At 68.9% G+C, this 15,269-nt stretch carries 16 protein-coding genes; 8 read left to right on the top strand and 8 right to left on the bottom strand.

The genetic code is table 11. The features are described from left to right. Positions 1 to 161 precede the first annotated feature (161 nt). The 5 genes from GTW51_RS11440 to GTW51_RS11420 all read left to right on the top strand — a co-directional run bounded on the left by GTW51_RS11440 (position 162) and on the right by GTW51_RS11420 (position 6,939). Positions 162 to 836, top strand: coding sequence for an HAD family hydrolase (locus GTW51_RS11440; protein ID WP_163044056.1), 675 nt, complete (start codon positions 162 to 164; stop codon positions 834 to 836). A 343-nt stretch (positions 837 to 1,179) separates the two neighbouring features. After that, a complete protein-coding gene (gene puuE / locus GTW51_RS11435; RefSeq protein WP_163044055.1) occupies positions 1,180 to 2,619 on the top strand; it encodes an allantoinase PuuE in 1,440 nt (479 codons plus the stop codon). Continuing rightward, on the top strand, positions 2,616 to 3,638 hold the full coding sequence (alc, locus tag GTW51_RS11430) for an allantoicase (protein ID WP_163044054.1): 1,023 nt from the start codon (positions 2,616 to 2,618) through the stop codon (positions 3,636 to 3,638). The genes puuE and alc overlap by 4 nt, the downstream gene beginning before the upstream one ends. Continuing rightward, positions 3,635 to 4,141, top strand: coding sequence for an ureidoglycolate lyase (locus tag GTW51_RS11425; protein WP_163044053.1), 507 nt, complete (start codon positions 3,635 to 3,637; stop codon positions 4,139 to 4,141). The genes alc and GTW51_RS11425 overlap by 4 nt, the downstream gene beginning before the upstream one ends. A 119-nt stretch (positions 4,142 to 4,260) precedes the next feature. After that, entirely contained in the window at positions 4,261 to 6,939 is a 2,679-nt protein-coding gene (locus tag GTW51_RS11420) for an outer membrane protein assembly factor BamB family protein (protein ID WP_163044052.1), read from the top strand. 45 nt (positions 6,940 to 6,984) lie between these two features. On the opposite strand, the gene GTW51_RS11415 is transcribed toward GTW51_RS11420, so the two are convergent. Genes GTW51_RS11415 through GTW51_RS11400 form a run of 4 tightly spaced genes read right to left on the bottom strand, consistent with a single transcriptional unit; the run spans position 6,985 to position 10,176 of the window. Further along, positions 6,985 to 8,322 (bottom strand): 8-oxoguanine deaminase, encoded by a 1,338-nt coding sequence (locus GTW51_RS11415; protein WP_163044051.1) that lies wholly within the window; start codon positions 8,320 to 8,322, stop codon positions 6,985 to 6,987. Then, positions 8,319 to 8,951: an urease accessory protein UreG gene (ureG, locus tag GTW51_RS11410; RefSeq protein ID WP_163044050.1), complete on the bottom strand. Its 633-nt coding sequence runs from the start codon at positions 8,949 to 8,951 to the stop codon at positions 8,319 to 8,321. The genes GTW51_RS11415 and ureG overlap by 4 nt, the downstream gene beginning before the upstream one ends. Continuing rightward, entirely contained in the window at positions 8,948 to 9,703 is a 756-nt protein-coding gene (locus GTW51_RS11405; protein ID WP_163044049.1) for an urease accessory UreF family protein, read from the bottom strand. The genes ureG and GTW51_RS11405 overlap by 4 nt, the downstream gene beginning before the upstream one ends. Beyond that, positions 9,700 to 10,176 carry an urease accessory protein UreE gene (locus GTW51_RS11400; RefSeq protein WP_163044048.1) on the bottom strand — a complete coding sequence of 159 codons (477 nt, stop codon included), beginning with the start codon at positions 10,174 to 10,176 and terminating at the stop codon, positions 9,700 to 9,702. Before GTW51_RS11400 ends, GTW51_RS11405 begins: the two co-directional genes overlap by 4 nt. A gap of 93 nt (positions 10,177 to 10,269) precedes the next feature. Here GTW51_RS11400 and GTW51_RS11395 point away from each other — a divergent pair, with 93 nt between their 5' ends. Further along, positions 10,270 to 10,896 (top strand): hypothetical protein, encoded by a 627-nt coding sequence (locus GTW51_RS11395; RefSeq protein ID WP_163044047.1) that lies wholly within the window; start codon positions 10,270 to 10,272, stop codon positions 10,894 to 10,896. 37 nt (positions 10,897 to 10,933) lie between these two features. Here GTW51_RS11395 and GTW51_RS11390 read toward each other — a convergent pair whose 3' ends face one another. The 3 genes from GTW51_RS11390 to ureC all read right to left on the bottom strand — a co-directional run bounded on the left by GTW51_RS11390 (position 10,934) and on the right by ureC (position 13,618). Then, positions 10,934 to 11,311 carry an MliC family protein gene (locus GTW51_RS11390; RefSeq protein WP_163044046.1) on the bottom strand — a complete coding sequence of 126 codons (378 nt, stop codon included), beginning with the start codon at positions 11,309 to 11,311 and terminating at the stop codon, positions 10,934 to 10,936. A 72-nt stretch (positions 11,312 to 11,383) separates the two neighbouring features. Continuing rightward, complete coding sequence (locus GTW51_RS11385; protein ID WP_163044045.1) at positions 11,384 to 11,869, bottom strand: DUF29 domain-containing protein; 486 nt, start codon at positions 11,867 to 11,869, stop codon at positions 11,384 to 11,386. A gap of 36 nt (positions 11,870 to 11,905) precedes the next feature. After that, positions 11,906 to 13,618: an urease subunit alpha gene (gene ureC, locus GTW51_RS11380; protein ID WP_163044044.1), complete on the bottom strand. Its 1,713-nt coding sequence runs from the start codon at positions 13,616 to 13,618 to the stop codon at positions 11,906 to 11,908. Positions 13,619 to 13,783: 165 nt separating this feature from the next. Here ureC and GTW51_RS11375 point away from each other — a divergent pair, with 165 nt between their 5' ends. Together GTW51_RS11375 and GTW51_RS11370 are read left to right on the top strand one after the other, a co-directional pair. Next, positions 13,784 to 14,194, top strand: a complete 411-nt coding sequence (locus GTW51_RS11375) for a hypothetical protein (protein ID WP_163044043.1) — start codon at positions 13,784 to 13,786, stop codon at positions 14,192 to 14,194. Between the two features lie 121 nt (positions 14,195 to 14,315). After that, positions 14,316 to 14,849, top strand: a complete 534-nt coding sequence (locus GTW51_RS11370; RefSeq protein ID WP_163044042.1) for a hypothetical protein — start codon at positions 14,316 to 14,318, stop codon at positions 14,847 to 14,849. Between the two features lie 15 nt (positions 14,850 to 14,864). Here GTW51_RS11370 and GTW51_RS11365 read toward each other — a convergent pair whose 3' ends face one another. Beyond that, positions 14,865 to 15,263, bottom strand: coding sequence for a carboxymuconolactone decarboxylase family protein (locus tag GTW51_RS11365; protein ID WP_163044041.1), 399 nt, complete (start codon positions 15,261 to 15,263; stop codon positions 14,865 to 14,867). Positions 15,264 to 15,269: the final 6 nt, after the last annotated feature.

Raw genomic sequence — 15,269 nt, 5'->3', positions numbered from 1 at the left:
CGCGAGGTTTTTGACCATCCGGTGAGCATCCTGCACCAGCCGGTGCGAATCCGTAAAGCGCTGTCGCGGCACCGCGGCCTCTCGCCATCGGACAAGGCAGCCACAGATCAGTTCCGGACGCCCGCCCGCCGGCGATGCGCGTTCCGGCACGGAGGATCACGATGCGCAGCGAACCGGCCTTTCTCTTCGACCTCGACGGCACGCTTGTCGACAGCGTCTACCAGCATGTCATGGCCTGGCAGGAGGCGCTGAATGCCGAGGGCATCGAGCTCTCGGTCTGGCGCATCCACCGCAAGATCGGCATGAGCGGCGGGCTGTTCACCAACCAGCTACTGCGCGAGACCGGCACCGCCATCACCGAGGAGACCAGCGAGCGGCTCCGCCTTCGCCATGCCGAGGCCTATGGGCGCCTCTCGGCCTCGGTGCGCCCGCTGCCGGGCGCCATCGATCTGCTGGCGGCGCTGAGCGACGCCGGCATCAAATGGGCGATCGCCACCAGCGGCCGGATGGAGACGGCGCAGTACAATCTTGAGCGACTCGGCGTCGACCCGGACAAGGTGCCGGTGATCACGAGAGACCTCGTCAAATACGCCAAGCCCGACCCGGACCTCTTCATCGCCGCCGCCGAGCGGCTGGGTGTCCCGATCGAGGGATCGATCGTCATCGGCGATTCGATCTGGGACATGCTGGCCGCGCAGCGCTGTCGGGCGCTGGGCGTCGGCCTCCTCTGCGGCGGCTACGGCACCGACGAGCTGGAGCGGGCGGGGGCCTGTCGGGTGTACGAGGATCCGGCGGACATGCTGGTCCACCTCGACGAGGTCGGCGGACGGCGGTGAGGGCGGGCGACCGGATACGGCTTGCGAGCGGTAACGAAATCTCCTTAGCTTGAGCCAAGGAGACCGCGATGAAACCCGGAAGGCCCCGCTCGAAATCTCGGAAAGCTTCCCCCGCCCGGAGGAAAGCGCCGAAGCGCACAGACGGCGACGGTCTCCCCGGTATGGAAGGAAATAACCATCCTTCTCCGATTGAGGCGGCGGCGGACTTGACCCGAAACCCGTTTGCGCTGTTCACCGAATGGGATAGCGAGGCCGACCACAAGGCCTACGACCAGCTTTAGGCGAAGCGATGGGAAGCGCCTCGCCGGCAGCATGAAAGACTCACCCCGATGACCCGCCCCGCATGACCCGCTATCCCCGCGACCTCGTCGGCCATGGCCGGACCCCGCCCGATCCGCGATGGCCCAATCCCGGCGGCAACGGCCCGGCGCGGATCTGCGTGCAGTTCGTGATCAACTACGAGGAGGGCAGCGAGAATTCGGTCCTCCACGGCGATGCCGCCTCCGAAGCGTTTCTGTCGGAGATCGTCGGGGCGCAGCCCTGGGTCGGGCAGCGGCACATGAACATGGAGTCGATCTACGAATACGGCGCGCGGGCCGGCTTCTGGCGGCTCTGGCGGCTATTCACCGAGCGCGCGATGCCGGTCACCGTCTACGGCGTCGCCACCGCCCTGCAGCGGAACCCGGAAGCCGTGGAAGCGATGCTGGAGGCGGACTGGGAGATCGCCTCGCACGGGCTGAAGTGGATCGACTATCGCGACTACACGCGCGACGACGAACGCCGGCACATGCAGGAGGCCATCGCCATCCACACCGCCGTCACCGGCGAGCGGCCGCTCGGCTGGTACACCGGCCGGTCCTCGGAACACAGCCTCGAGCTGGCAGCGGAGGAAGGCGGCTTCCTCTATGCCTCGGACGCCTATGCCGACGATCTGCCCTACTGGCAGGAGACCGATTCCGGGCCGCTGCTGATCCTGCCCTACACGCTCGACAGCAACGACATGCGCTTCGCCTCGCCGCAGGGCTTCAACTCGGGCGACCAGTTCTTCGCCTATCTGAAGGATTCCTTCGATGTGCTCTACGCCGAGGGGGAAGCCGGCCAGGCGAAGATGCTGAACATCGGCCTGCATTGCCGCCTCGTCGGGCGGCCCGGCCGGGCCGCGGCGCTCGCCCGCTTCCTCGACTATATCGCCGCGAAGGAGGGCGTCTGGGTCGCCCGCCGCATCGACATCGCCCGCCACTGGTGCGAGCATTTCCCCTACACCGAGCGCTTCCGGCCGACACAGCTTTCTCAAACCGCGTTCGTCGAGACCTTCGGCGCCGTCTTCGAGCACTCGCCCTTCATCGCCGAGCGCACCGTCGCCGGCGAACTCGGCCCGGCCCATGACCGGCCGGTGGGCCTTGCCGGCGCGATGATCCAGACATTCCGCGAGGCGAGCGACACCGAGCGGCTGGGAATCCTGAAGGCGCATCCCGATCTGGCCGGGCGCCTGGCGCTGGCCGGCGAACTGACCGAGCAGTCGGCGCGCGAGCAGGCGGGCGCCGGGCTCGACCGGCTGACGGAAGACGAACTCGCCCGCTTCACCGAACTGAACGACCGCTATGTCGCCCGGTTCGGATTCCCCTTCATCATCGCCGTCAGGGGTCTCGGCAAGGGCGACATCCTCGCCGCCTTCGAGGCCCGCGTCGACAACGATCCCGACACCGAATTCGCCACCGCCTGCCGCCAGGTGGAGCGGATCGCGCAGCTGCGCATCGCGCAGATCTTCAAGGACAGAGCATGACCGCAGAGCGTTCCGTCACCGCCCCCGCCTCGCCCGAAACCGCCGAATACCTGGCGCGCTACGTCGATCTCGCCCATCCCCGGCTCGGCACGGAGGTGGTTTTCGCGACTGATGACTTCTTCGCCGACAAGAGTCGGATGATCGCGCCCGAGGCGCCGGTGTTCTATCCCGACCGCTTCGACGACCACGGCAAGTGGATGGACGGCTGGGAGTCGCGCCGCAAGCGCACGCCGGGCCACGACCACGCGGTGCTGCGGCTTGGCCAGCGCGGCACCATCGCGGCGGTGGATATCGACACGTCGTTCTTCACCGGTAATTTCCCCCCCGAAGCGATGATCGAGGCGGCCGATACGGTGGGCGAGCCGGGCGAGAGCGACTGGCAGGTCCTGGTGCCGCGCCGGGCGCTTTCCGGCGACAGCCACAACATCACCGAAGCCGCCTCCGCCGGCCCGGTCCGCTGGCTGCGCCTGCACATCTACCCCGATGGCGGCATCGCGCGGCTGCGGGTCTACGGCACGGTGGCGAAGGACTGGGCAGCGGTGCCCGCCGACGCAGTGGTCGACCTCGCCGCGGTCGAGAACGGCGGTACGGCCCTCGCCTGGAACGACGCGCATTACGGCCACCCGGCCAACATGCTGGCACCGGGCCGCGCGCCGGTGATGTCCGACGGCTGGGAAACGGCGCGCCGCCGTGTGCCCGGCAACGACTGGTGCGTGCTCAAGCTCGGCACCGCCGGCACGATCGAGCGCCTGCTGGTCGACACCCGCCACTACAAGGGCAATTTCCCCGATCGCTTCACCCTGCGCGCCGCGCGCCTGAGTGCCGATCCCGATCCACGGGCGATCGAGGCGGAGAGCGCCGCCTGGCCGCTGCTGCTGGCGGAAACGAAGCTCTCGGCCGACGCGGAAAAGACTATCGACGCCGTCGAAACGCTCGGCCCCGTCACCCATGTCCGGCTCGACATCTTCCCCGACGGCGGCATCTCGCGGCTGCGGCTCTACGGCCGGAAGGCGTCGTGAGCGACGTCTCGCCTCTGCCGATCCGCGTCCAGGCACTGACCCGCGCGGCCTTCGCCCCCTTCGGCGACGTCATCGAGACCGAGGGCGCCGAAGAGCGGCTGATCAATGGCGGAACGACGACGCGCTATCACGACCTCGCCCGCGTCGACGTCACCGCCGAGGCCGGCCGGCCGCTGATCTCGATCTTTCGCGGCCAGCCCTTTGCCCTGCCGGTGGCAATCGCCATGATGGAGCGGCATCCGCTCGGCAGCCAGGCCTTCGTGCCGCTGCAGAAGACGCCGTTTCTCGTCGTCGTCGCGGAGGACGAGGACGGACGCCCCGGTGCGCCGCTCGCCTTCCTCGTCGAGGACGGCCGGGGCGTGAACTACGCCCGCAACGTCTGGCATCATCCGCTCCTCGCGCTGGACACGGTCAGCGACTTCCTCGTCGTCGATCGTGGGGGCGTGCAGGCCAATCTCGAAGAGGCGGGCTACCCGCGTCCCTACGCCGTTACCGGCGCCTGACGCAGGTTCGTCCAAGACCCGCTTCCTGCCCATGCAGTTATCGGCAAGCTTTCTGCTGGACATGGGTCGAGCGAGCCCCAGATGCCGGAAAGAATGCTGCACGGGCGAAGGAACCATACATGCGCTCATCCATCGGATCCATCGTTGCCCTCATCGCAGTATGCCTGCTCGCCCTGATCGGACTGGCGCTGACCGGCGGCGGCATCTGGCTGCTGACGCTCGGGGGCTCCTGGTACTATCTGGTCTGCGGCATCGCGTTCCTCGCGACGGCCGCGCTGGTGTTCCTCCGGCGGCCAGAAGCCCTCATCGTCTTTGCCCTCGTGGTCATCGGGACGCTGGTCTGGGCGCTCTATGAAGTCGGCTTCGACTGGTGGCCCCTCGCCGCGCGTGGCGGCCTGGTCTTCCTGCTCGGCCTGCTGCTGCTGACGCCGTGGGTCACGCGGCACCTCGGCACGCGCAACGTCGCCGATGCGCTCGACGGACGCGACCGCCGCCCCACCGCGACCCATGGCGCCGGTGCCGCCCTCAGCGCGGCGCTGGGCGTTGCCCTCGTCGTCGCCGTCTCGTCGTGGTTCTCCGACCAGCACAACATCGTCGGCTCGCTGCCGGGGCCAAGGGCGGAAGCGCCCACCTACGACATCCCGGACGGCGAATGGCATGCCTATGGCCGCACGCAGGCCGGCCAGCGCTACTCGCCGCTGGCCCAGATCACCCCGGCCAATGTCGGCGAGCTCGAGGAAGCCTGGCACTATCATACCGGCGACGAGTCGCAGCCTGGCGACCCGACCGAGACCACCTTCCAGGTCACGCCGCTCAAGATCGGCGACCGGCTCTTCCTCTGCACGCCGCACCAGAACGTCATTGCCGTCAATGCCACGACGGGCGAGGAGATCTGGCGCTACGACCCGCAGATCCAGGGCGAACTGGCGCTGCAGCACCTGACCTGCCGCGGCCTCTCCTACCAGCCGCCGGGTGATGCCACGGCTGCTGCCGCGCCGGCTGCCGTTCCCGACGCTACCGCAAGCGAGGTGCCCGATGCAGCGGCCCCGGCCGGCGCGACGCCGCCAGCCGCAGCCGCCGACACCGAGCAGGCCGGCACCGACGAAGCGCCGGCAGCCACGGCAACCGAGCTGTCGCAGGGAGGCAACCTCACCGCTCCGCAGACCGGTGGCGCAGCGGCAAACGACCAGCCCGACCCGTCGGAGGCTTCCGCCGGCCAGCCGATCGCCGCCACGACGTCCTCCCGCGACACCGCGACATGCGACGCCAAGCTGTTCATGCCGACGGCGGATGCCCGCGTGATCGCGCTGGATCCCGAAACCGGCGCCGTCTGCGCCAATTTCGGCGGCGGCACCGGCCAGATCGACCTCTGGCAGCGCATGCCCAACGTCAATCCCGGCTCGTACTACTCGACCTCGCCGGTCATCGTCACCGAGGACCTGATCATCGTCGGCGGCACCGTCCTCGACAACGTCTCGACCAACGAGGCGTCCGGCGTCATCCGCGGCTTCGACATCGACAGCGGCGAACTGGTCTGGGCCTGGGATTCGGGCAATCCCGACCAGACGGCGCCGCTGCCGGAGGGGCAGTCCTATACGCCGAACTCGCCCAATTCCTGGTCGATCTCCGCCGCGGACGAGGAACTTGGGCTGGTCTACGTGCCGCTCGGCAACCAGCCGCCGGACCAGTGGGGCGCCGACCGCAGCGAGGCCGTGGAGCGGTTCTCCTCGTCCGTCGTGGCGCTCGACATTGCCACAGGACAGGTGCGCTGGGTCTACCAGACCGTTCATCACGATCTCTGGGACTTCGATGTGCCGTCGCAACCCTCGCTGCTCGACATCACCGTCGACGGCGAGAGCGTGCCGGTGCTGGTGCAGCCGACCAAGCAGGGCGAGGTCTACGTTCTCGACCGGCGCACCGGCGAGCCGGTCCTGCCGGTAATCGAGAAGCCGGCGCCGAGCGGCGCCGTCGAACCGGACTTCACCGCGCCGACCCAGCCCGTCTCGGCGCTGTCCTTCGATCCCCCGGCGCTGCGCGAATCCGACATGTGGGGCGCGACGATGCTCGACCAGCTCGCCTGCCGGATCACCTTCCTGCAGTATGAGTACGAGGGGCGGTACACGCCGCCATCGCTTGAAGGCACGCTCGTCTATCCGGGCAATTTCGGCGTGTTCAACTGGGGCAGCGTCGCTGTCGATCCGGTTCGGCAGGTGATGTTCTCGACGCCGGCCTATCTCGCCTTCGTCTCGAAGCTCGTGCCGCGCGACAACGACACCGATCTCGTCATCAACGAGTCCCAGCCGGAAGGCGCGCTGCCGGCGCTGAACGAGAATTTCGGCGCACCTTACGGCGTCGAACTCTCGCCTTTCACCTCCTGGCTCGGCCTGCCCTGCCAGGCTCCGCCCTGGGGCTACGTCGCCGGCGCCGACCTCACCACCGGCGAGATCGTCTGGATGCACAAGAACGGCACGGTCCGCGACCAGTCGCCGATCCCGGTGCCCTTCAAGATGGGCGTGCCGGATCTCGGCGGACCGGTGATGACCGCCGGCGGCGTCGCGTTCATCTCGGGCACGCTCGACTATTATGTGCGCGGCTATGACGTGACCACGGGCGAGGAACTCTGGAAGGCCCGCCTGCCAGCGGGCGGCCAGGCGACGCCGATGACCTACGAGGGCGAAGACGGCCGGCAGTATATCCTGGTCGCGGCCGGCGGCCACGGCTCGCTCGGCACCAAGCGCGGCGACAGCGTCATCGCATACGCCCTGCCGGACGGCACCGACGAGGCAGAAGCCGAGTAGCCGATCAAAAACGTGATCGGGGGCCGGAAACGGTCCCCGATTATATCAGGCAAAGCGCCGTGCAGCGGCGCCATGCTCGGCGCGCAGCCGGGCGACGTCGATGCCGACCGGCATGCCGTCCTCCACCCGCCACGACCCCTTCACCATCACCCGGTCGGCGCGGGTCGCGCCGCAAAGCACCAGCGCCGCGATCGGGTCGTGCGCGCCCGAAAAGCGCAGCTCGTCGAGGGTAAACAGCGCCAGATCCGCCTGCCGCCCCACCGCGATGCGGCCGATGTCGCCGCGGCCGAGACAGGCGGCGGATCCCTCCGTCGCCATGGCGAGGACGTCGCGCGCGGTCATCGCCTCCGCTAAGCGATAGTTCAGCCGCCCGACCATCAGCGCGTGCCGTGCCGCCTCGATCAGGTTGGACGCATCGTTCGAGGCCGATCCGTCGACGCCGAGCCCGACGGGCGAGCCCGCCGCCTTGAGCTCGTTCACCGGGCAGAAGCCCGAGGCCAGCACCGCGTTGGATGCCGGGCAGTGGCAGACGCCGACCTTGTGGGCGCCGAGCCGTCGGCATTCCTCGGTCGTGAAATGGATGCCGTGGGCGAGCCAGGTCCGCGGCCCGAGCCAGCCGACCTCTTCCAGATAATCCACCGGGCGGCAGCCGAAGGTAGCCTCGCAGAAACGGTTCTCGTCTTCGGTCTCGCCGAGATGCGTGTGCAGCCGGCAATCGTGCCTGTCGGCCAGCGCCGCGCTGGCGATCATCAGGCTCTTGGTCACCGAGAACGGCGAGCAGGGCGCCAGCGCCATCTGCGTCATCGCCCCGTCGGTACGGTCGTGCCAGCGCCCGATCAGCCGCTCGCTGTCGGCGAGGATCGCGTCCTCGTCCTGCACCACGGTGTCCGGCGGCAGGCCGCCATCCTTCTGACTCAGATTCATCGAGCCGCGGGTCAGCGTCATGCGGATGCCGAGCGCCGCGGCTTCCTCCGCCTCGATGTCGATGGCGTTCTCGAGCCCCTTCGGGAAGAGGTAATGATGGTCCGCCGCGGTGGTGCAGCCGGACATCAGCAGTTCGGTCAGGGCGAGCCGCACCGACAGGCGGAAACTGTCCGGATCGAGCCGCGCCCAGATCGGGTAGAGGCTCGTGAGCCAGGGAAACAGTTCCTTGTCGATCGCCGCCGGATGCGCCCGCGTCAGGGTCTGGTAGAAATGGTGGTGGGTGTTGACGAGGCCCGGCAGGACCACGTGCCGGGAAGCGTCGAAGACCGCGTCCACCGGCTGCGCCGGCGCCGCACCGGCCGGCACAAGCTCGGCGATGCGCCCGTCTTCGACGACGATACCGCCCTCGGCGCCATCGGCGAGGATCGCCAGCGGGTCCTTCAGGAACAGCCGCGTCACGCGGCGTGCTCGACTGCCGGCAAGCCGCCCGTAGCGACGAGGAACGCCAAGATGTCGCCGATCCCCCTCGCCCGCGACAGATCGGCGAAGATCGTCGCGCCGTCGCCGCGCCCCTTGGCGGCATCGGACCGCATGCGCTCCAGGTCGGCGCCGACATAGGGGGCGAGGTCGGTCTTGTTGATCACCAGCAAGTCGGAGCGGGTGATCGCCGGCCCGCCCTTGCGGGGGATGTCCTCGCCCTGGCAGACCGAGATGACGTAGATCGACAGGTCCACGAGATCCGGCGAGAAGGTCGCGGCCAGGTTGTCGCCGCCCGATTCGACCAGCACCAGGTCGAGATCCGGATGGCGGGCGTTGAGGTCGCGGATCGCCGCGATGTTGATCGAGGCGTCCTCGCGGATGGCGGTATGCGGGCAGCCGCCGGTCTCGACGCCGATGATCCGGTCCGAACTGAGTGCCTGCAGGCGAACCAGCGCCTCGGCGTCCTCGCGCGTGTAGATGTCGTTGGTGACGACGCCGATCGACCAGGTGTCGCGCGCCGCCTTGCAGAGCTTTTCGACCAGCGTCGTCTTGCCCGAGCCGACGGGGCCGCCAATGCCGACCCGCAGCGGGCCGTGTTTCGAGATCATGAGCGGAACAGCCTCGTGTGCAGGGTTTCGTGCCGCATCGCGGCAATGTCGGACCCTAGCGCCGAGGAGCCGAGATCGTCCAGCGTCGCGCTTGCCGCACGGTTCGCCGCGTCGCCGATCGCCGGCTCCAGCCCGTGCAGCACGCGGACCGCGATGCTTTGCGGCAGCGGTACCAGCCGGACCGCGGCCGAGACCAGCGGGGCGGCAAAGCCATGAGCGTAGGCGACCAAAGTGTCATCCAGCGGCAGCCCCGCCATGGCCGCGAGCCGACCGGCGGCGACCGGGTACGGCAGTCCGCCGCAGGGTGCCGTGACCGCGGCAAGGCCGCTGGCCGACGCTTCGATGCCTGGTCCGCTGCCCTCACCGGCCCAATGCGCGGACGCTTCGGTAAAGGCCGCGCCCAGCGCCAGCGTCTCGGCCCGTCGCTCGGCGCTGCCTGCCAGCGCGACGCCGAGTTCCGCCACCGAGACGAAACGCTCCCGGTCCCCTGCCGCCGCCGCATGGAACGCCTCGGCCATCAGCACCAGGTCGTTCCAGCCGCTGCCCCGGTCGAGCAGCAGCCCGACCCACGCGGCGACCCCGTCCCCATCCGTGACGATGCCCTCGGCGACGGCCGATTCCAGCCCGTGCGACCAGGCGAAACCGCCGATCGGGAAGGCCGGCGAGAACAGCGTCAGCAGCTGCGGCAGCGACGGGCGGGCTATTCCGCTGCTCGGTTGGTCGGGGGCGAGGCCGGGCGGAGCTGCGCTCACCGGTCGATGAAGTCCGGCACGGGCTCGTGCCCATGCGCTTCGTGCGCGCCGCCATAGGCGCCGCCTTCCGGATCGAACCCTGCCTCGGTTTCCGTCACGTTTGCGCCGAGCCCTTCCAGCATTTCGCGGATCACCGTGTCGCGCCGGATCAGGATGCGGTCGTCGAGGATTTGCGCCGGCAGATGCCGGTTGCCGATCTGCCAGGCGATGGCGAGAAGATGCCGGGTGTCGCGGCCGTTGACCGCGTAGAGCTCTTCCGGCCGCGCCTTCACCGCCACCAGCCGCCCGTCGTCGAGCTCGATCGCGTCGCCGTCCCGCAGCAGCGTCGCCTCGGCGAGGTCGAGCAGGAAGGCTATGCCGCCATCGGTGACCATCGCCATGCGCCGGCGATGCCGCGCACTTTCGTCCAGCGTGATGGTGTCGGCTTCCGCCGTCCACTCGCCCGCTCGCCTGACCGAAGCACCCACGATCATTCCGTGATTCCCTTTGCGATTTGCGCTTAAGATACTTCGCCGGCCGGCCGCCGCCAGTGCGATCACCAGCACCGGACGAAAAGGGGTGCCGCGATGACGCTGCAGAACCGCGTGACGCCGCTCGGCGAGATCGTCGCCGATCCCGCCCGCGGCACGCTGATGGGCAATCGCGGCATCCTTCACGACGACAAGCGCCGGCTCGGAACGAGCCGCTGGAAGCACAAGGCCTGGATCGCCTGCACGCTGCAGTTCAAGGAGCGTCGCCGCAAGCTGATGGCGCCTGGCCGTTATACCGAATTGTTCTTCCTCGATGAGGCGACATCGCTGGCGGCGGGTCACCGGCCCTGCGCCGAATGCCGCCGCGCCGACTTCAACGCGTTTCGTGCCGCGTGGGTGACGGCGAACGGGAGCGACGATCGACCGACCGCCGTCGCGATGGACGCCGCCCTGCACACGGCCCGGGTCGACCGCCGGAGCCGGGCGCAGATCCGGCACGAGCGGCCCGCCGCCGACCTGCCGGACGGCATCTTCGTCCTGGTCGAGGCGGAGCCATGGCTCGTCTGGCGGGGCCGCCTGCGACGCTGGACGTTCGGCGGCTATGACGCGACCGCGCCCATTCCGCCCGGCGTGGTCACGGTGATCACGCCGGCGCCGACCGTCGCGTCCCTGGCGGCGGGATACCTGCCAGCCGTCCACGCCAGCGTCGCGGGCGCGCACTGACGTTCGCGCAGCAGTCGATCCCGGCAAGCCAGACGCCCTAGCGCTGCACCTGGCAGACCGTCCGGTCGGCTGCATCGGGCGTCCGCTCGCTGTAGAGGTCGCCGCGCGGCCCCTTCGTCCACCACACCATGTCCTTGGCGACATATTTGGCGCCCGATCCGGCCAGCACCCCGACGAACAGCGTCGGCTCGCCGTCGATCGGCAGCAGCGCGAAATTGTTGCCCGGCAGGTTGATGTACTCGACCGACAGCGGCGTCGCCTCCGCGTCGGCACCCGCCTTGCAGGCATAGGCGACGGTGGTCCGCTCGGCCGTCCCTGGCAGTTCCAGCGTCAACGGCGTCAACGTCTGCGCGTTCGTGGCAGGCGCCACCAACGCCAGCGCGGCTGCGATCGCCATGGCGAACCGTCTCATCATGATCTCCCTCCCATGCTTTGTCTTGCAGCGCGTCACGCTTGGATGCCCTGGTCGATCGTCCCGACGCCCCCGCTAGGCCTCGGGATAGAACGCTTCGTCGAGAACCTGCTCGATAGTGAACGGGCAGCCAGCCGGGAATGTCTCCTCGGGCAGTTCCGTCTCGCCGGCCGCCTTCAGCCGCGCGATGTCGTACTGGTCCGCCAGGCATTCCTGCGGATAGCGGGCGAGGCTCGGGCTCTCGCGAAGTTCCTGCGCGATCTCCCTGCGCTGCTCGCGGATCGTCGCCCGCCAGCTGGGCGAGCGACGGGCAGGCTGGAACTGCCACTTCAGCAGATGCTGCAGCAGAACGATCAGGCGCGATCGTATCTCCCGCCGGACCGACTTGCCCAAGCCTTCCACCTCTTCCACCAGATTGGCGATGTCGAGTGCCTGCCACCGGCCGTCTCGCAGCGCCTTTGCCTGCATCACCGTCCACCGATGGAAATCGACGTCGTAGCCGGCCGGCGGTTCGGCCTGCCGTTCGTCGTCCTTTGGCGCCTGGGTACGGAGCGTCGACATGGCCTGCTCCCGTGCGGTCGGTTTCGCGGATCGAAGCTAGAACAGAAAATAGCGCTGCGCCATCGCCAGCTCCGTGGCCGGTTCGCAGGTGAGCAATTCGCCGTCGGCGCGCACCTCGTAGGTCTCGGGGTTCACCTCGATCGACGGGACCGCGTCGTTGAGGATCATCGAGGCCTTGGAGATGCCGCCGCGGGTGTTTTCCACGGCGAGGAACTGCTTGTCGCAGCCGAGCGTCTCGCGCAGCCCCGTGCCCATCGCGGCTGCCGAGACGAAGGTGACGCCGATCGCCCCCACCGCCTTGCCGAAGGCGCCGAACATCGGCCGGTAATGCACCGGCTGCGGCGTCGGGATCGAGGCATTGGGATCGCCCATCGGCGCGGCGACGATCATGCCGCCGAGCAGCACCAGGCCCGGCTTGACCCCGAAGAAGGCCGGGTCCCAGACGACGAGATCGGCGCGCTTGCCGACCTCGATCGAGCCGATCTCCTTCGACATGCCCTGCGCGATCGCCGGGTTGATCGTGTATTTGGCGATGTAGCGGCGGGCGCGCAGATTGTCGTTGTCGCCGGTCTCGCCGGGCAGTCGCCCGCGCTGGCGCTTCATCTTGTCGGCGGTCTGCCAGGTGCGGATGATCACCTCACCGACGCGCCCCATGGCCTGGCTGTCCGAGGCGATGATCGAGAAGGCGCCGAGATCGTGCAAAATGTCCTCGGCCGCGATGGTCTCCTTGCGGATGCGGCTTTCGGCGAAGGCGATGTCCTCGGGAATCGACGCGTCGAGATGGTGGCAGACCATCAGCATGTCGAGATGTTCCTCGAGCGTGTTCACCGTGTAGGGCCGGGTCGGGTTGGTCGAGGACGGTAGCACGTTCGGCAGGCCGCAGACCTTGATGATGTCCGGCGCATGGCCGCCGCCGGCGCCCTCGGTGTGAAAGGCGTGGATCGTGCGCCCCTTGAAGGCCGCGACCGTGTCCTCGACGAAGCCGCTCTCGTTCAGCGTGTCGGTGTGGATCATCACCTGCACGTCGTAGTCGTCTGCAACTGACAGGCAACAGTCGATCGCCGCCGGCGTCGTGCCCCAGTCCTCGTGCAGCTTCAGCGCGCAGGCGCCGCCCAGCACCATCTCCTCCAGCGCCGCCGGCAACGAGGCATTGCCCTTGCCGGAAAAGCCGATGTTCATCGGCATCGCGTCCACCGCCTGCAGCATGCGCGCCATGTGCCAGGGCCCCGGCGTGCAGGTGGTCGCCAGCGTGCCGTGCGCCGGGCCGGTGCCGCCGCCGAGCATGGTGGTGACGCCGGAGAACAGCGCCTCCTCGATCTGCTGCGGGCAGATGAAGTGGATGTGGCTGTCGAAGCCGCCGGCGGTGACGATCTTGCCCTCGGCGGCGATCGCCTCGGTGCCGGGGCCGACGATGATGGTGACGCCCGGCTGGGTGTCGGGATTGCCGGCCTTTCCGATGCCGCAGATGCGCCCGTCCCTGAGGCCGATATCGGCCTTGTAGACGCCGGTATGGTCGAGGATCAGCGCGTTGGTGATGACCGTGTCGACGGCGCCCTCCGCCCGCGTGTGCTGCGACTGGCCCATGCCGTCGCGGATGACCTTGCCGCCGCCGAACTTCACTTCCTCGCCATAGATGGTGAAGTCCTTCTCCACCTCGATGAACAGTTCGGTGTCGGCGAGCCGGACCTTGTCGCCGGTCGTCGGGCCGAACATCGCGGCATAGGAGGAGCGGGCAATCCTGGCGGGCATGGGCAATCACTCCGGACAGCTGGGGAGACGGCACGAACGCGCCATTGCGGCGCAGCATCGCCAACCTTAGATCGGTCGCGAAAGCTTGTCTTCCCGCTATCGCCATTTGCGGCGAAACTGCCAGAGGCGGGACATCCGCACGTCAGGCCCCCCCAGGGAACCATCATGATCCGCATGGCGCTTCTTGCCGCATTGCTCGCACCCTCCCCGGCGCTCGCCCAGGCCTTCGATCCCGGGCCGATGGGCAGCGTGCCTGGCTCGTCGGTGTCCGGCATGCGCATCGACGGCGCCCCGCGGCGCGGCGCCGGGCCGCGCGTTCCCGGCGCCGACGTCTTCGGCGACACGGTCGAGGAGCGCGTCTACGGCAAGGATTTCGACGACAGCTATCTGCAGCCCGTCGTGCCGCGGGGCAGCAGCGAAGCGAACCGCAGCTCGATCCAGCGCCGGGCCACGGAAGGCCGCTCCGACCTCAACGACATCAATGCCGGCGACTTCGCCCGCAGCGGGCCGAACGCCATCGGCGGCAGCGCGGTGACGCGCGGCCGGTCCAACGGCCGGGCGATCATCCGGCGATAGGGCTGGCTCGGGACGCGACGGAACTGCAGCGGATGGTTGGAGTTGCCCTTAGGCAGATTTAGTCTCGGCTCTCGCCAGCAACCGAAAGGCGCTCCCCATGCGTGCATCCCCCGCCATCACGATGGGCGTCGCAGCCGCCCTCTTCGCCTTTCCGGCCCTCGCCCAGGTTGGAAGCACCGGCAGCAGCGCCGCAGGCGGCGTCGGTTCATCCAGCAGCGTCGGTGGTTCCAGCAGCGGCATTGGCAGCAGCAGCATAGGTGGCAGCGGCATCAGCGGCGGTGGCAGCAGTGGCATCGGCAGCAGTGGCAGTAGCATCGGCTCGTCGGCGAGCGGCGTCGGGTCAACCGTCACCGATCCGATCATACCGGATACCGGCCTCGGCTCACGGGGCGGCGCCGACGCCAATGCGGCCCGCGCGACCGAAGGCGATTCGTCGATCAACTCGCTGAATGTCGACGGCCTCGCCCGCTCGGGCATCGGCGGCAGTGCCGCGACGACCACGCTGGGCGACGACGACGGATTCCAGTCGACGGCGGGTGCCGGCTCGCCACAGGCCTACCGGATCCCCACCCCGACCGTCGATGTCGATCTCGGCGCCATTCGCCGCGGAATGGCCGCCGGCCCCAGCGCGACGCCCAAGCCGAACGGCGACTGACGGCACGCGAACGGCTTAGCGCAGAAACGCCTCGTCCACCGGCACCTGCAGCGCCTCCGCAAGGCGATTGGTCTTGGCGGCAAGGCCGACGACGGCCAGCAGCTCGCCATACTGCGCGTCGGTCATGCCCTTGGCGCGTGCCGCAGCCGTGTGGGAATGGACGCAATAGCTGCAGCCGCTGGTCGCCGAGACGGCGACGTAGAGCAGCTCGCGCGTCAGCGGATCGAGAGCGACCTCCGCGCCCATCACCGCCTTCACCTCCTGCCAGGTCCGCTCCAGCGTCGCCGGATCGGCGGCCAGCGCCCGCCAGAAATTGTTCACATAGTCGGTTCCGCGCGTTTCCCTGATGTCGTCGAACACCGCTTTGACGCGGGGGCCGGCGTCCTCATCTGTCACCAGCGGGCTGGTCGCCATGGTGGC

Origin of the sequence: Aurantimonas aggregata, assembly GCF_010500835.1 — a bacterium.
In the GTDB taxonomy this organism is placed as follows: domain Bacteria; phylum Pseudomonadota; class Alphaproteobacteria; order Rhizobiales; family Rhizobiaceae; genus Aurantimonas; species Aurantimonas aggregata.
This window is presented reverse-complemented; position numbering and strand designations above follow the sequence as displayed.

What these genes read in the sequence shown, in the direction of transcription:
- GTW51_RS11440 (WP_163044056.1), top strand. Translation starts at nt 162, where the DNA reads ATGCGCAGCGAACCGGCCTTTCTCTTCGACCTCGACGGCACGCTTGTC.
- puuE (WP_163044055.1), top strand. Translation starts at nt 1,180, where the DNA reads ATGACCCGCTATCCCCGCGACCTCGTCGGCCATGGCCGGACCCCGCCC.
- alc (WP_163044054.1), top strand. Translation starts at nt 2,616, where the DNA reads ATGACCGCAGAGCGTTCCGTCACCGCCCCCGCCTCGCCCGAAACCGCC.
- GTW51_RS11420 (WP_163044052.1), top strand. Translation starts at nt 4,261, where the DNA reads ATGCGCTCATCCATCGGATCCATCGTTGCCCTCATCGCAGTATGCCTG.
- ureG (WP_163044050.1), bottom strand. Translation starts at nt 8,951, where the DNA reads ATGATCTCGAAACACGGCCCGCTGCGGGTCGGCATTGGCGGCCCCGTC.
- GTW51_RS11400 (WP_163044048.1), bottom strand. Translation starts at nt 10,176, where the DNA reads ATGATCGTGGGTGCTTCGGTCAGGCGAGCGGGCGAGTGGACGGCGGAA.
- GTW51_RS11395 (WP_163044047.1), top strand. Translation starts at nt 10,270, where the DNA reads ATGACGCTGCAGAACCGCGTGACGCCGCTCGGCGAGATCGTCGCCGAT.
- GTW51_RS11390 (WP_163044046.1), bottom strand. Translation starts at nt 11,311, where the DNA reads ATGATGAGACGGTTCGCCATGGCGATCGCAGCCGCGCTGGCGTTGGTG.
- GTW51_RS11385 (WP_163044045.1), bottom strand. Translation starts at nt 11,869, where the DNA reads ATGTCGACGCTCCGTACCCAGGCGCCAAAGGACGACGAACGGCAGGCC.
- ureC (WP_163044044.1), bottom strand. Translation starts at nt 13,618, where the DNA reads ATGCCCGCCAGGATTGCCCGCTCCTCCTATGCCGCGATGTTCGGCCCG.
- GTW51_RS11375 (WP_163044043.1), top strand. Translation starts at nt 13,784, where the DNA reads ATGATCCGCATGGCGCTTCTTGCCGCATTGCTCGCACCCTCCCCGGCG.
- GTW51_RS11370 (WP_163044042.1), top strand. Translation starts at nt 14,316, where the DNA reads ATGGGCGTCGCAGCCGCCCTCTTCGCCTTTCCGGCCCTCGCCCAGGTT.
- GTW51_RS11365 (WP_163044041.1), bottom strand. Translation starts at nt 15,263, where the DNA reads ATGGCGACCAGCCCGCTGGTGACAGATGAGGACGCCGGCCCCCGCGTC.